Here is a 14294-nt window from a genome sequence, read left to right as displayed (position 1 = left end):
GCCTTCGCGCAAGCTTCGCGGCGTGCGATGCAAAGCGCCGCGGATTCTCTACAATGAACAGACCGTCGGCCCTTTATGCGGCCGGCACGCGTGAGCCCAGCATGGGCGCAGAGGCAGCGCCCGCCTTATACGCCGTGTAGTCGGAGCCGCAGATGAGCGAACCGTCCCCCGAGGCCGTACGCCGCGATCAGGCCGGCTGGATTTTCGTGCATATCGAAGGCGAGCCGTACGATCGCGGCGAGCAGCACGGCCAATTGCTCGCCGACGAAATCAGAAACGCGATCCGCACCGCACGCTACCTCGCCAGGTGGGACACCGGCGAAGAGTTCGACACCTTCGTCAACGCCGCGACGAGCCAGTTCGCGAGCAAGCTCGACACCGAATTCGCCGACGAAATTCATGGCATCGCCGACGGCGCGAAGCTGCCGTTCGCCGAAGTGCTCGCGTGGAACGGCTACATGGATCTGCTGCAAAGCTGGTGGCCGACGCATGCGGCGCAGGCTCAGCCGCATCTGGGCGCGAAACTGTGGCGCGGCCGGCGTGGTCACCACTGCAGCGCGTTCATCGCGACCGGCAACGCGACGCGCGACGGCCGCATCGTGATGGCGCACAACTCATGGGACCGCTACGCGGCCGGCGACGCGTTCAACGTCGTGTTCGACATCGTGCCCGACCGCGGCAACCGCATCCTGATGCAGGGCCTGCCGGGCTGCATCTCGAGCCTGACCGATTTCTGGGTCACGGCGGCCGGGCTGATGATCACCGAAACGACGATCTCGAACTTCGCGGGCTACAACCCGGCCGGCGCGCCCGAGTTCTATCGCTCGCGGCGCGCGTCCCAATATGCGAACAGCATCAAGGAATGGTGCGACATGTTCTCGCTCGCGAACAACGGCGGCTACGCGAACAGCTGGCTGCTCGGCGACACGAAGACCGGCGAGATCGCCCGTTACGAACTCGGCCTGCACTATTCGGGCTTCGAGACCACCAAAGACGGTTTCTACAGCGGCTACAACACCGCGACGGATCTGAAGATCCGCAACCAGGAATGCATCGGCGAAGGCGAGGACTATACCGACGTGCGCAAGAACGGCGCGCGGCGTCTGCGTTTCATGCAGCTCGAGGAAATGCATCGCGGCAGCATCGACGTCGAACTCGCGAAGCAGATGATCGCCGATCATCACGACGTCTATCTCGATCGCAACGACAACCCGTGCTCGCGCACGATCTGCGGGCATCTGGAGCTCGACGACGCGCGCTTCGGCGGCACCGATCACGGCCCGTTCAATCCGTGGGGCGCGAACGACGGCAAGGTGGTCGATAGCGAAATGGCGCGCGAGATGGCGTTCTCCGCGCGCTGGGGCCATCCGTGCGGCCGGCCGTTCGACGCGCAGGCGTTCATGAAGCGGCATCCGCAGTGGAACTGGCTGAACGGCTATATGCGCGACCGGCCGTCGTGGCCGTGGACGCGCTTCGACGTGCTGCGCTAACGCATGGCGGACGCGCGCGCCGGTTCGTGCGATGATGGAATCTACAAAACGGTTTTGTCGCAAATGTGCGCGCTTTGCAGTAATTGCCATCTAAGATGGTAAGGAGCTCGGGCCGCGCAGCGCCACACCGTCCTTGGCTTGCACCGTCCTTTCGACGCGGGACGGCACAGGGTTTGCTCGATTGTCAGCGCCGCATGAGCTTTAGGAGGTCGGGCGATGAAAACCTCGACACTGTTAATCATGGTGACGCTGTCAGCCTCGTGTTTCGCCGCGCCGGTTCATACCGCGCCGGACAGCAAGGATTCCATTACGCTTGCGCAACGCGTGGACGCCGCCCCGGTCGCGCCTCCTGCCCCGGACGTGGCGAGCGCGGACGCGAACCGTCCGCAGCACTGGGAGCATATTGCGCTGCCAAAGTCCCGACATCTGGAACGCAGCCTGACCGGGCAGCACGAGCATTTGACCACGTGAGGGCGGCCGCAACGGCGGGCGATCGCGCGGCCGCGACGGCGCGCCGGCCCGGCTTGCGCCGGCTGTCATGAAGATGGGGTGGCGATGCGCGCGGGATTGCGACACACTGCGAGAAACTCATCGCGGCGAGGCACTGGCTTTTCGCGGCGGCAATAACGACGTGACCAACTCGAGCTCGACAGGAGCATGCGCATGACGGCCTCGGACATCCCCGGCGAATCGATCGATCTGCAGATCGCCGACCTTCTCAGCGAAGTCCAATTTCCGACCAACAAGGATGCGCTCGTCGACGCGGCGCGCGAAGCCGGCGCGAGCAACGAGGTGCTGGCGATGCTCGATAGCATGCCGGAGCAGGATTACGTCGATATCGAGTCGGTCACGCGCCTGATCGGCGGCAATTACGGTCCGGGCCTAGGCATCTGAAGCCGGATTCAGACACGCGTCACCTCACCTTCCGAACTGCGACGACGCCGCGATCCGCGTGCGCGGCACCCGTATCACACGGCGTGTCGTGCGGGTGCTTTCGAGCCCGTCTTCGGACATCTCGCGCGCGGCCTGATCGTCGGACCCGCTCACCGCCGCTACCGCCCGCACCAGCGCCGCACTGCGCGAACCTCGCGCCTGTGCGCTTTCCGGCTGGAAATGCTCGACCAGATGATCGATGAACGTCCGGACCTTCGCCGGCAGATGCAGCCGGCTCGGATACGCAATCGTGATTTCGATGGGCGGCAGGCTGTACTCGTCGAGCAGACGCACGAGCCGCCCAGCCGCCAGGTCCCGCCCGATCAGGTAGCTCGGCAGAATCGCCACGCCCATGCCCAGCAGCGCGAACTGGCGCAGCATCTCGGCGTTGTTCGCCGCGATCGCGTTGGTCGGCCGGACCCGCACTTCGCCGTCCGGCCCGCTGAACACGCGCTCCTCGCCGCCGCCCTGCTCGGCCGGCCGGCTCAGGCACGAATGCCTGAGCAGATCCTCGGGGCGTTTCGGCGTGCCGTGCTGCGCCAGGTACTCGGGCGTCGCGCACACCGTCATGTAGCCGGTCGTGAGCCGCCGCGTGACGATGCTCGCGCTGCGCATCTGCCGCGCAACCAGGATACCGACGTCGAAGCCCTCTTCGACGAGATCGACGTGGCGGTCGGCGAGCGTGACGTCGGGCACCACGTCCGGATAGCGCGCCGCGTACGACTGCACGACCGGCGCGAGACTATGCAGCCCGAACACGACCGGCGCGACGATGCGCAGCGTGCCGACCGGCTCGTGATTGCGCGCCACCACCATCTGCTCGACGCCTTCGAGATCGGCGAGGATGTGACGTACACGCTCCAGATAGGTCGCGCCGGATTCGGTCAGCGACAGACGGCGGGTCGTGCGGTTCAGCAATCGGGTGCCGAGCCGCGCTTCGAGATCCGCGACGTGCCGCGTGACGACCGCGGTGGATAGATCCAGCGCGCCCGCCGCGCCAACGAAACTGCCGAGGTCCGCCACCTTGACGAACACGCGCATCGACTGCAGTTGATTCATGGGACGACTCCTGCCTCGGTAAAGCCGGGCCGGCGCAACTGTTGCCGCCTGTGTGGCCCCGCGCCGCATGCGTGTGGGCCTGCCCAATCCAACCGATTCTAGCTATCGGACATGTCCCAACCCTGACCCGGACATGACATTCCGGTCAGATTCGAGGTGGCGTATCGATCTCGCCACTATTGCGCCGTCTATTGTGGATTTTGGCTAGGTATAAACCCTAGTCTCTTGGTAAAATGGCGGCCGAAAGAAATTACCGCCACATCGCCATGCCACATCGTTTTCATCTGCTCGAAAAAATCGCGTTTTCGCTGGTTTGCTGGTCGGCCGCCGCCAGCTCGGCATATATCGCTTACGAGCGTTGCCCGGATATCAAGGTGGCCCTGCACGCAGGGGCAAAGATCCTCGACGCCAGCGGCCAGTACGCATTCGCGTGCACGGCGCCCGCCGCCGAAGCCTGCGCGCAACTGCCGGCCGACTGATTTTTAAGGTTTTAGCCGTATCTGACGCGCGATCCGTCCGGGTCGCGCGTTCTTGCATCCGCGCATCGGGCTGAACGCCCACTGTCACGCATCGCGCCCGAACACCACGCGCGAGAAAAACCCCGCCAGCACCATTTCGGCCATCTCAGTCGGCACATTCTGCGGATCGACCGTGTAGAAGAACTGCACGCCGTCGCACAGCCCCATCAGTCCGATCGCGAGTTGCTCGGGCGGCATCGACATCGGCGTGCCCACGCGTGCCGAGAACTCGCGCACATAGGCGCTCAACTGTTCGATCTTCTCGTGCATGAACGCGTTGAAGCGCAGCCGGAAACGGCCGTCGCGCACCGCCAGCAGCTTCGCCTCGACCCACAGCAGAAAACACTTGTTCTCGCGATGCAGCGAGCTGTAGTAGCGCAGCACGCGCTCCTCCATCTCCTCGCGCGAAGCCGCGTTTTCGAAAATCGCATGCAGGCCCGCCTGCATCGCTTCGTGATCCCGCCGCAACAGCTCCAGAAACAGCTCGGTCTTGCTGCGGAAGTTCGAATAGAACGCACCGCGCGTATAGCCGGCCGCCGCCGCGATGTCCTCGACACTCGCCGCGACGAAGCCCTTCTTCATGAAAGTTGCCTGCGCAGCATCGAGCAGCCGCCCCCGCGTCTGGTCCTTGCTCTGCTCTCGTGTCAGTCTTTGACGTTTCATGGCCGCAAGCCTAGCACTCAAAAGAATTCAAATCCATCTATACATTCAGATACATGAGTGTATTAGAATTCATTTCGTCATCCAAAGCCATACTTGTATGCCATTAGCATGAACGGCGTGCAGGTCTTCGCTGGCGGGCCGCGCGGCTTGCCGTGTTCGTTCGCTGTCTCCAGTTGGGGTAATTGTGAAGCGTCCCGGTTCTCCCGCATCGTCAGCGATGCGCCAGCAGTCTCCCCCATTCCATCACCGCGGTTTCTCCAGGCAAACCTGCGCGCTCGCGCTGGCAGGCGTGCTCGCGCTCGCGGCCTGCTCGAAGAAGGAAGCCGCGGCACCCGCGCCGCGCCCGGTGGTCGCGCTCGCCGTGCATTCGGACGGTCACGCGCTGCAGGCGGCGTCGCTGCCCGGCGAAGTGCAGGCGCGCTATTCGACGCCGCTGTCGTTTCGCGTCGCCGGCAAGATCATCGAGCGGCGGGTGCGGCTCGGCGACACGGTGAAGAGCGGCGAAGTCGTCGCATTGCTCGACCCGGCCGATGCGCAGAAAAACGCCGCTAGCACGCAGGCGCAGCTCGACGCCGCGCAGCACAACCTCGTCTATGCGCAGCAACAGCTCGAGCGCGACAAGGCGCAGGCCAAAGAAAACCTGATCGCGCCGGCCCAGCTCGAACAGACCACCAACGCGTACGCGTCCGCGCTCGCGCAGCGCGATCAGGCGCAGCAGCAGGCGGCGCTCGCGAAGAATCAGCTGCAATACACGACGCTCACCGCCGGTCATGCGGGCGTCATCACGGCTGAACAGGCGGACACGGGACAAAACGTGTCGGCGGGTCAGGCCGTCTACAACCTCGCGTGGAGCGGCGACGTCGACGTCCTGTGCGACGTGCCCGAAAGCGCGCTCGCCGCATTCGCGGTCGGCCAGAACGCGAGCGTCACGCTCGCCGCGCTGCCGGGCCGCAAGCTCAGCGCGCGCGTGCGCGAGCTGTCGCCGGCCGCCGATCCGCAAAGCCGCACGTGGCGCGCGCGTCTGACGCTGCTCGACGCCGGCGCCGACGTGCGCCTAGGCATGACCGCCGACGTCACGCCGGCCGTGCCGCTCACCGCGAAGGCCGCGCAGCACGGCGTGTTCACGCTGCCGGTCACCGCGCTGTTTCACGAGGGGCGCGAACCGGCCGTGTGGGTCGTGCGCGCCGCGGACAACACCCTCGAACTGCGTCGCGTAACTGTCACGCGCTACTACGAGCGCACGTTCGTCGTCAGCGAGGGCCTGAAAGATGGCGAAAGCGTCGTACTGCAAGGGGTACACACCGTGAGCGCCGGCGAGAAAGTCCGCGCGATAGCGCCGCTGCATCCCGAGGACTTCGCTTCATGAGCACGGCGCACGAAGAAGGCCGCTTCAATCTTTCCGCGTGGGCGTTGCGTCATCAGGCGCTGGTGGTGTTCCTGATCGCGCTCGCCACCGCATTCGGCATCCTCGCCTACACGCGGCTCGCGCAGTCGGAGGACCCGCCCTTCACGTTCCGCGTGATGGTGATCCGCACGTTCTGGCCCGGCGCCAACGCGCGCCAGGTGCAGGAGCAGGTGACCGATCGCATCGGCCGCAAGCTGCAGGAGACGCCGTACATCGATTTCGTGCGCAGCTACTCGCGCCCCGGCGAATCGCTGATCTTCTTCACGATGAAGGACTCGGCGCCAGTGAGCCAGGTACCCGAGACGTGGTACCAGGTGCGCAAGAAAGTCGGCGACATCGCGGCGACCTTGCCGCCGGGCATCCAGGGCCCGTTCTTCAACGATGAATTCGGCGACGTCTACACCAACATTTACACGCTCGAAGGCGACGGCTTTTCCGCCGCGCAACTGCACGATTACGCGGACCAGCTGCGCACGGTGCTGCTGCGCGTGCCGGGCGTCGGCAAGGTCGACTATTTCGGCGACCCCGATCAGCACATCTACATCGAGATCGCGAACACGCAGTTGACGCGTCTCGGCATCTCGCCGCAACAGCTCGGCCAGGCGATCAACGCGCAGAACACGATCGCGCCCGCGGGCACGCTGACCACCACCGACGACCGCGTGTTCGTGCGCCCGAGCGGCCAGTTCAACGACGTCAACGCGCTGGCCGACACGCTGATCCGCATCAACAACCGCACCTTCCGTCTCGGCGACATCGCGACCATCAGGCGCGGCTACGACGACCCGATCGTCACGCAGATGCGCTTCGGCGGCAAACCCGTGCTGGGCATCGGCGTGACGATGCAGCCGGGCGGCGACGTGATCCGCCTTGGCCGCGCACTCGATCAGCAGATGACCCAACTGCGCGCCGCGCTGCCCGTCGGATTGAATCTGGTCGAAGTATCGAGCATGCCGCATGCGGTCGCGCGCTCGGTCGACGACTTCCTCGAAGCGGTCGCCGAAGCGGTCGCGATCGTGCTGATCGTGAGTCTCGTATCGCTCGGCGTGCGCACCGGCATGGTCGTCGTGATCTCGATTCCGGTGGTGCTCGCGGTCACTGCGCTTTGCATGTACCTGTTCGATATCGGCCTGCACAAGGTATCGCTCGGCACCCTCGTGCTCGCGCTCGGCCTGCTCGTCGACGATGCGATCATCGCGGTCGAAATGATGTCGGTGAAGCTCGAGCAAGGCTGGAACCGCACCCGCGCCGCAGCCTTCGCATACACCAGCACCGCGTTTCCGATGCTGACCGGCACGCTCGTGACCGTGTCCGGATTCCTGCCGATCGCGCTCGCGAAGTCGAGCACCGGCGAGTACACGCGCTCGATCTTCGAGGTGTCGGCGATCGCGCTGATCGCGTCGTGGCTCGCGGCGGTCGTGCTGATTCCGCTGCTCGGCTATCACATGCTGCCCGAGCGCAAGCGCCATGCGCACGAGCCCGACGATCACGAACACGACATCTACGACACGCGCTTCTACACGCGCTTGCGCGGCTGGATCGGCTGGTGCATCGAGCGTCGCTTCGTGGTGCTCGCGATCACTGTGCTGCTGTTCGTGCTCGCGATGGCCGGCTTCTCGCTGGTGCCGCAGCAGTTCTTCCCGAGTTCCGACCGGCCGGAGTTGCTGGTCGATGTGAGGCTGCCCGAAGGCGCGTCGTTCGATGCAACGCTGCGTCAGGCGCAGCGCCTCGAACAGGTTCTCAAGGGGCGGCCGGAAATCGATCACTCGGTCAGCTTCGTCGGCACCGGCGCGCCGCGCTTCTATCTGCCGCTCGATCAGCAATTGCAGCAGCCGAACTTCGCGCAGTTCGTGATCACCGCGAAGTCGGTCAAGGATCGCGAGAAGCTCGCGCAGTGGCTCGAACCAGAGTTGCGCAACAACTTCCCGGCGATCCGCACGCGCCTGTCGCGCCTCGAGAACGGGCCGCCGGTCGGCTATCCGGTGCAGTTCCGGGTGAGCGGTGACGACATCGCGACCGTGCGCTCGATCGCCGAACGCGTCGCCGCGACGATGCGCGCCAATCGCGGCACGCGCAACGTGCAGTTCGACTGGGACGAACCCGCCGAGCGCTCGGTGCGCTTCGAGATCGACCAGAAACGCGCGCGCGAGCTCGGCGTGACATCGGCAGACATCTCCAGCTTCCTCGCGCTGACGATGTCCGGCTATACGGTCACGCAGTATCGCGAGCGCGACAAGCTGATCAGCGTCGATCTGCGCGCGCCGCGCGCCGAACGCGTCGACCCGTCGCAGCTGATCGCGCTCGCGATGCCGACGCCGAACGGGCCGGTGCCGCTCGGCACCCTCGGACATCTGCGCAACGACCTCGAATACGGCGTGATCTGGGAACGCGACCGCCAGCCGACCATTACCGTGCAGTCCGACGTGTCGGCCGACGCGCAAGGCATCGACGTGACGCACGCGGTGGACCGCGCGCTCGCGCCGATCCGTGCGACGCTGCCGGTCGGCTACCGGATCGAGATCGGTGGCTCGGTCGAGGAAAGCGCCAAGGGTCAAACCTCGATCAATGCGCAGATTCCGATCATGGTGATCGCGGTGCTCACGCTGCTGATGATCCAGCTGCAAAGCTTCGCGCGCGTGCTGATGGTCGTGCTGACCGCGCCGCTCGGCCTGATCGGCGTGGTGCTGACGTTGCTGCTGTTCGGCCAGCCGTTCGGCTTCGTCGCGATGCTCGGCGTGATCGCGATGTTCGGCATCATCATGCGCAACTCGGTGATTCTCGTCGATCAGATCGAGCAGGACATCGCGTCGGGGCACAAGCGTTTCGATGCGATCGTCGGCGCGACCGTGCGGCGGTTCCGGCCGATCACGCTGACCGCCGCCGCGGCCGTGCTCGCGCTGATCCCGCTGCTGCGCTCGAACTTCTTCGGGCCGATGGCGACCGCGCTGATGGGCGGCATCACGAGCGCGACGATCCTGACGCTGTTCTATCTGCCCGCGTTGTACGCCGCGTCGTTCCGCGTGCGTGCCGACGAGCGCGAGCCGCAGACGCCGTCCGGTTCCGACGCCACGCACACGGGTAACTGAGCATGAGCACGAGCATGACTATCCCCGCCCTATCCCGTCGCCGCGCGCGCTTCGACGCGCTGGCCCGCACCACGCTCGCCACCGGCATCGCGAGCATCACCTGCCTGCTCGGCGCCTGCTCGTTCGGACCGAACGGCGACGCGCCCGCGATGCCGCAGCCCGCGCATTACGGTGCCGAGCCGCTGCCGACTCAAACCGTGCCCGCGCAGGGCATCACGCAGCAGTTCGTGACCGGTGCGCAGCCGGTGCCCGAATGGTGGAAGCTGTACCGCTCGGAGGCGCTGAACGCGCTCGTCGACGAAGGCTTGCGCAATAGTCCGACGCTCGACGCGACCGACCGCAGTCTCGCCGCCGCGCGCGAGCAGTTGCGCGCGCAGGTCGGCAGTTCGCTGCTGCCGACCATCGACGCCGGCGGCCAGGCCACCCGCAATCGCGCGCTCGCGATCCCGGAGATCGGACCGAACACGTTTCTGTACAACGTGTTCGTCGGCCAGTTGCAGGCGCACTATACGTTCGATCTGTTCGGCTCCGCGCGCCTCGCGAACGCGGCGCTCGCCGCGCGCGTGAACGTGCAGGTCTACCAGCTCGAGGCGGCGCGGCGCGCGCTCGCGGCGAACATCGTGACCGCGACGATCACGAGCGCCGCGCTGCACGCGCAGATCGATACGACCGAGCGGCTCGTGGTCCTCGCCAACGATCAGGCGCGCGATACCGAACGGCGCTTCGCGCTCGGCGCGGTCTCGCATGCCGATCTGCTGAACGCGCAGCAGAGCGCGGCGAGCGTGTCGGCGAGTCTGCCGGCGCTGAAGCAACAGTGGCTCACCACGCGTCACGCGCTCGCGGTGCTGCTCGGCCGCACGCCTGACGCCGCGCCGGACGACATCGATCTCGCGCAGTTGCATTTGCCCGAGCAGGTGCCGGTCGTGGTGCCGTCGGAACTGCTGCGCACGCGGCCGGACATCGAGGCCGCCGACGCCGCGCTGAAGGCCGCTGCGACCGATGTCGGCGTCGCCACCGCGCAGATGTTCCCGAGTCTGTCGCTGTCGGCATCGATGGGACAAGGCGGGTTTAGCTGGCCGGTCGCGATGTCCGGTGCGGGGGCGATCTGGAGCATCGGCGCGTCGCTGTCGCAACCGCTGTTTCATGGCGGCGCGCTGCTCGCGCAGCGTCGCGCGGCACAGCACACGTACGAAGCGAGCGTGTCGCAGTACAAACAGACGGTGCTGGCCGCGTTCCAGAACGTCGCCGATACGCTCGCCTCGCTCGAGCACGACGCGCAGTCGCTCGATGCCGCGAACATCGCCGCGCGTTCGGCACAGGGCGTGTTCAACGAGACGTCGGCGCGCTATCGGCTCGGCTCGCTGCCCGTCGCGGCGACGCGTTCGAGCGAGCAGCAATGGCGCAACGCGCAGCTCGACGAGATCCGCTATACGAGCGCGCGGCTGACTGATACGGCTGCGCTGTTGCAGGCGATGGGCAATCCGCCGCTCGATCAGGGCGGGACGTCGTCCGCGCCGGCGGCGGCGGCTTCCACTGCCGCGTCCGCGTCGGCGTCCGTCGGTACACCGAACCCGACCGCATCCGACTAAACCTGGGATTCCCTATGGAACGCCGCGCACTTATCCCCAGTTCGTGTTGATGAGCCTGTTGAAAACCGTCTGAAAAACGGGCTAACGCATTGAGCGCGCGGAGATTTGCGGATGAGGTGCGAAATCGCACAGCATGTGCGCGTGACGGAGTTTTTCGCCGCGCCAGCGCCTGGGATCCCTCAACGTTATCCCCAGTTTGTGTTGACAGACTTGTTGATAAGCCTGGGGCGGAGCGTCTAAGTGCTTGAGGCGAATCGCTTTGTCCCGCGCGTTACTGGGCGCAGCAATTTCGAAGCAACGACGCGCTCAAGCGGACTCACGACCGGAAAATATCGGCCCACGCCGTTATCCACAGAATGTGTTGAAAGACCTGTTGATAAGGCCTGGAGATCGCGCCCAAGTGCTTGAGCGCGCGATGGATTCAGGCGACGATGCATTCGCGCACGCATCGCGCAAGAACGAAGGATAGGTCAGGAATCCGACCCGAAGGGGTGAACGCGTGCGCGGCCCGCCGAAGCCAACCGCGTACGCGCTGTCAAAAACATCAAGGCTTGTTCGACTCGAACAGATCCATAATTTGCTTCTTCTCGGTCGTCGACACGCTCGGCGGCGGCACCACCGGCGGCGTCATGCCCGCCGGCCCGACACCGCCCACCGCATCGGTCGCGCCGGCCATCGGATTGCTCGTATCGAGACCGATGCTCGCGACGAAGCCTTGCCCCGGCAACTTGTCACTGAAGAACAGCTCACCGTCCACCACCGTCACGCCGTCGGGTTGCGGCGGCTCGGCCTGCGGCACACCGCGCAGCGCGCGCTGCATGTACTCGACCCAGATCGGCAGCGCGAGCTGCGCGCCGAATTCGCGACTGCCCAGACTCTTCGGCTGGTCGTAGCCCATCCACGCGACCGCCACCAGCGACTGCTGATAGCCGGCGAACCAGCCGTCCTTCGCGTCGTTGGTCGTGCCGGTTTTGCCCTGCAGGTCCGAGCGCTTCAGCACGTTGGTGCCCGCCCCCGTACCCGCGGTCGCGACCGAGTGCAACAGGCTGTTCATGATGTACGCGTTGCGCGGCTCGAGCGTGCGCGGCGCGTCGTGCCCCGCGACGAGCGGCTGCGCGCGCGAGATCGCCACGCCACGCGCGTCGGTCACTTCGTTGATCAGATACGGATTGATCCGGTAGCCGCCGTTCGCGAACACCGAGTACGCGCCCGCCGATTGCAGCGGCGTGACGAGGCCCGCGCCGAGTGCCATCGGCAGATATGGTGGGGTCTTGTCGGCGTCGAAGCCGAAGCGCTGCGTGACGAAGTCCTGCGCATACTTGGTGCCGATGAACGACAGGATGCGGATCGACACGAGGTTCTTCGACTTCTGCAGCGCGAGGCGCATCGACATCGGACCATCAGGCTGGTCGTCGTCCTTCGGCTCCCACGCGTCGCCGCCCGGCGTGCTCGGCGGGAAGTACAGCGGCGCGTCGTTGATGATCGTCGCCGGAGCGAGCCCCTTGTTGAGCGCGGCCGAATAGATGAACGGCTTGAAGCTCGAACCCGGCTGGCGCCACGCTTGCGTCACGTGGTTGAACTTGTTCTTGTTGAAGTCGAAGCCGCCGATCAGCGCACGGATCGCGCCGTCCTGCGGCGTCAGCGACACCAGCGCGCCCTCGACCTGCGGAAGCTGCGTGATCTGCCAGTTGCCCTTGTCGTCGGCGACGAGGCGCACGATCGAACCCGGCCTGATGCGCAGCGGCTGGTTCGCGCGCGGGCTCAGCGCGGCAGCGACGAAGCGCAGGCCGTCGCCCGACACCGTCACCTGCGTGCCGTCGACCAGTTGCGCGACCACCTGCTTCGCGTTCGCGGCCGTCACCACGCCGGCGATGATCTCGCCGTTGTCCGGGTGATCGGTCAGCGCGTCGTCGATCGTCTGGTCGCGGTCGTCGCCGGCCTCCGGCAACTGCACGTACCCTTCCGGTCCGCGATAGCCGTGGCGCCGCTCGTAGTCCATCACGCCCTTGCGCACCGCGCGATACGCGGCGTCCTGGTCGGCGGAATCGATCGTCGTCGTGACGTTCAGGCCGCGCGTGTAGGTTTCGTCCTTGTACTGCGCGTACATCATCTGCCGCACCATTTCGGCGACGTACTCGGCATGCACGCTGTACTCGTTGCCCGGATTCTTCGTGTGAATCTCTTCCTTCACGGCCTGGTCGTACTGCTCTCGCGTGATGTAGCGCAGTTCGAGCATGCGTTGCAGGATGTACTCCTGACGGATCGTCGCGCGCTTCGGATTGACGACCGGGTTATAAGCGGACGGCGCCTTCGGCAAGCCCGCGAGCATCGCGGCCTGGGCCAGCGAAATGTCCTTCAGGTCCTTGCCGAAGTACACGCGCGCGGCCGCGGCGAAGCCGTACGCGCGCTCGCCCAGATAGATCTGGTTCATGTACAGCTCGAGGATCTGGTCTTTCGTCAGCGCGCGCTCGATCTTGTACGCGAGCAGCATTTCGTAGACCTTGCGGGTGTAGGTCTTCTCGCTGGAGAGGAAGAAGTTGCGCGCGACCTGCATCGTGATCGTGCTCGCGCCCTGCGATGCGCCGCCATGCGCGAGGTCCGCAAAACCGGCGCGCAGAATACCGAGGAAATCGACGCCGCCGTGTTCGTAGAAGCGGTAGTCCTCGATCGCGAGCACCGCTTTTTTCATCTGATCGGGGATATCCTGGAAGCGCACGAGGCTGCGGCGCTCCTCGCCGAATTCGCCGATCAGCACGTGATCAGCGGTGTAGACGCGCAGCGGCACTTTCGGGCGATAGTCGGTGAGCGCGTCGAGCGACGGCAACTGCGGCCCCATCACGACGAGCGCATAGCCGACGATCAGCGCGCCGATCACCGCGACGGTCGCGATCAGGCCGAAGAACCACAACACGAGCGACGCCCCGATCGAACGACGGCCGTACTCGGCGTCGCGCGAAGCGGCGTTGCGTCCAGGGGTGCGTTGATGGGAGTCCCGGTCTTCACCGGCCGGAGAATTCGAGGAATGCGGTCGTTTGATGATTGGCATGACTGGAGTAATGGGCCCGCAACTGCGCGCCTGTCTGCACGCGCGCATGGCGCGCATGGGTCGTGATCGACATCCGGGCCGGGACGTACGCCGCCCTGCGGACCTTGCCCCCGGCCGGCCGCACGGCACGCCTCGGACCATGTCCGGCGCAACGTAACAGCGCATTTTAAAGAAATCGGCAGCGGTCCAACGCAGTTTTTTTGTAAGAATTCCCTTCGACGGCCGCCTTTTCCTAGTAGGGCTCTGTAATTTCGCGCAGTGCGGATTGCAGCGTGCGTGCGAAGCCCGGTTTATGCGGGGTTATCAACATTTTCTGTTGAAAGGGCTGTGGACAAACCGGCCGCAATCACTACAACTCATTGATGTCACGGGATTTTCGCATCACGCTTATTCCGTGGCGGCGCAACTCGTCATATGATGAACCCCGCGCACGTCTTTCGATGCGCGCGACGGGGACCCAGCGGCGGGTTCCAACGGCAGCTCCGTTGACGGGTTCCTACACCGT

At 65.6% G+C, this 14294-nt stretch carries 10 protein-coding genes; 7 read left to right on the top strand and 3 right to left on the bottom strand.

All coding sequences use genetic code 11. From position 1 onward, the window contains the following. The first annotated feature begins 152 nt into the window (after positions 1 to 152). From QFZ94_RS20275 to QFZ94_RS20265, 3 genes are all read left to right on the top strand, one after another. On the top strand, positions 153 to 1490 hold the full coding sequence (locus tag QFZ94_RS20275) for a C45 family autoproteolytic acyltransferase/hydolase (protein ID WP_410847987.1): 1338 nt from the start codon (positions 153 to 155) through the stop codon (positions 1488 to 1490). Positions 1491 to 1706: 216 nt separating this feature from the next. Continuing rightward, positions 1707 to 1961: a hypothetical protein gene (locus tag QFZ94_RS20270; protein ID WP_368587073.1), complete on the top strand. Its 255-nt coding sequence runs from the start codon at positions 1707 to 1709 to the stop codon at positions 1959 to 1961. Positions 1962 to 2153: 192 nt separating this feature from the next. Continuing rightward, positions 2154 to 2384: a DUF2795 domain-containing protein gene (locus QFZ94_RS20265; protein ID WP_368587074.1), complete on the top strand. Its 231-nt coding sequence runs from the start codon at positions 2154 to 2156 to the stop codon at positions 2382 to 2384. A 24-nt stretch (positions 2385 to 2408) separates the two neighbouring features. Here the strand turns inward: QFZ94_RS20265 and QFZ94_RS20260 are convergent, their stop codons facing one another. Continuing rightward, complete coding sequence (locus QFZ94_RS20260; RefSeq protein ID WP_410842516.1) at positions 2409 to 3482, bottom strand: LysR family transcriptional regulator; 1074 nt, start codon at positions 3480 to 3482, stop codon at positions 2409 to 2411. Positions 3483 to 3748: 266 nt separating this feature from the next. Between QFZ94_RS20260 and QFZ94_RS20255 the strand changes: the two genes are divergently transcribed. Continuing rightward, positions 3749 to 3961: a hypothetical protein gene (locus tag QFZ94_RS20255; RefSeq protein ID WP_368587075.1), complete on the top strand. Its 213-nt coding sequence runs from the start codon at positions 3749 to 3751 to the stop codon at positions 3959 to 3961. An 84-nt stretch (positions 3962 to 4045) separates the two neighbouring features. On the opposite strand, the gene QFZ94_RS20250 is transcribed toward QFZ94_RS20255, so the two are convergent. Next, positions 4046 to 4663 carry a TetR/AcrR family transcriptional regulator gene (locus QFZ94_RS20250; RefSeq protein WP_429459067.1) on the bottom strand — a complete coding sequence of 206 codons (618 nt, stop codon included), beginning with the start codon at positions 4661 to 4663 and terminating at the stop codon, positions 4046 to 4048. Positions 4664 to 4880: 217 nt separating this feature from the next. Here QFZ94_RS20250 and QFZ94_RS20245 point away from each other — a divergent pair, with 217 nt between their 5' ends. The 3 genes from QFZ94_RS20245 to QFZ94_RS20235 are packed head-to-tail and all read left to right on the top strand — an operon-like array spanning position 4881 to position 10743. Further along, positions 4881 to 6029 carry an efflux RND transporter periplasmic adaptor subunit gene (locus tag QFZ94_RS20245; protein ID WP_429459065.1) on the top strand — a complete coding sequence of 383 codons (1149 nt, stop codon included), beginning with the start codon at positions 4881 to 4883 and terminating at the stop codon, positions 6027 to 6029. After that, positions 6026 to 9154, top strand: a complete 3129-nt coding sequence (locus QFZ94_RS20240; protein WP_429459063.1) for an efflux RND transporter permease subunit — start codon at positions 6026 to 6028, stop codon at positions 9152 to 9154. The genes QFZ94_RS20245 and QFZ94_RS20240 overlap by 4 nt, the downstream gene beginning before the upstream one ends. 14 nt (positions 9155 to 9168) lie before the next feature. Then, a complete protein-coding gene (locus tag QFZ94_RS20235) occupies positions 9169 to 10743 on the top strand; it encodes an efflux transporter outer membrane subunit (RefSeq protein ID WP_429459061.1) in 1575 nt (524 codons plus the stop codon). Positions 10744 to 11287: 544 nt separating this feature from the next. On the opposite strand, the gene QFZ94_RS20230 is transcribed toward QFZ94_RS20235, so the two are convergent. Continuing rightward, on the bottom strand, positions 11288 to 13789 hold the full coding sequence (locus QFZ94_RS20230) for a penicillin-binding protein 1A (RefSeq protein WP_429459059.1): 2502 nt from the start codon (positions 13787 to 13789) through the stop codon (positions 11288 to 11290). Between the last annotated feature and the right edge of the window lie 505 nt (positions 13790 to 14294).

It is taken from the genome of Paraburkholderia sp. JPY465, from assembly GCF_050436725.1.
GTDB lineage: Bacteria > Pseudomonadota > Gammaproteobacteria > Burkholderiales > Burkholderiaceae > Paraburkholderia > Paraburkholderia youngii.
The sequence above is the reverse complement of the archived record's forward strand: the minus strand, read 5'-3'. Positions and strand labels throughout refer to the sequence as shown.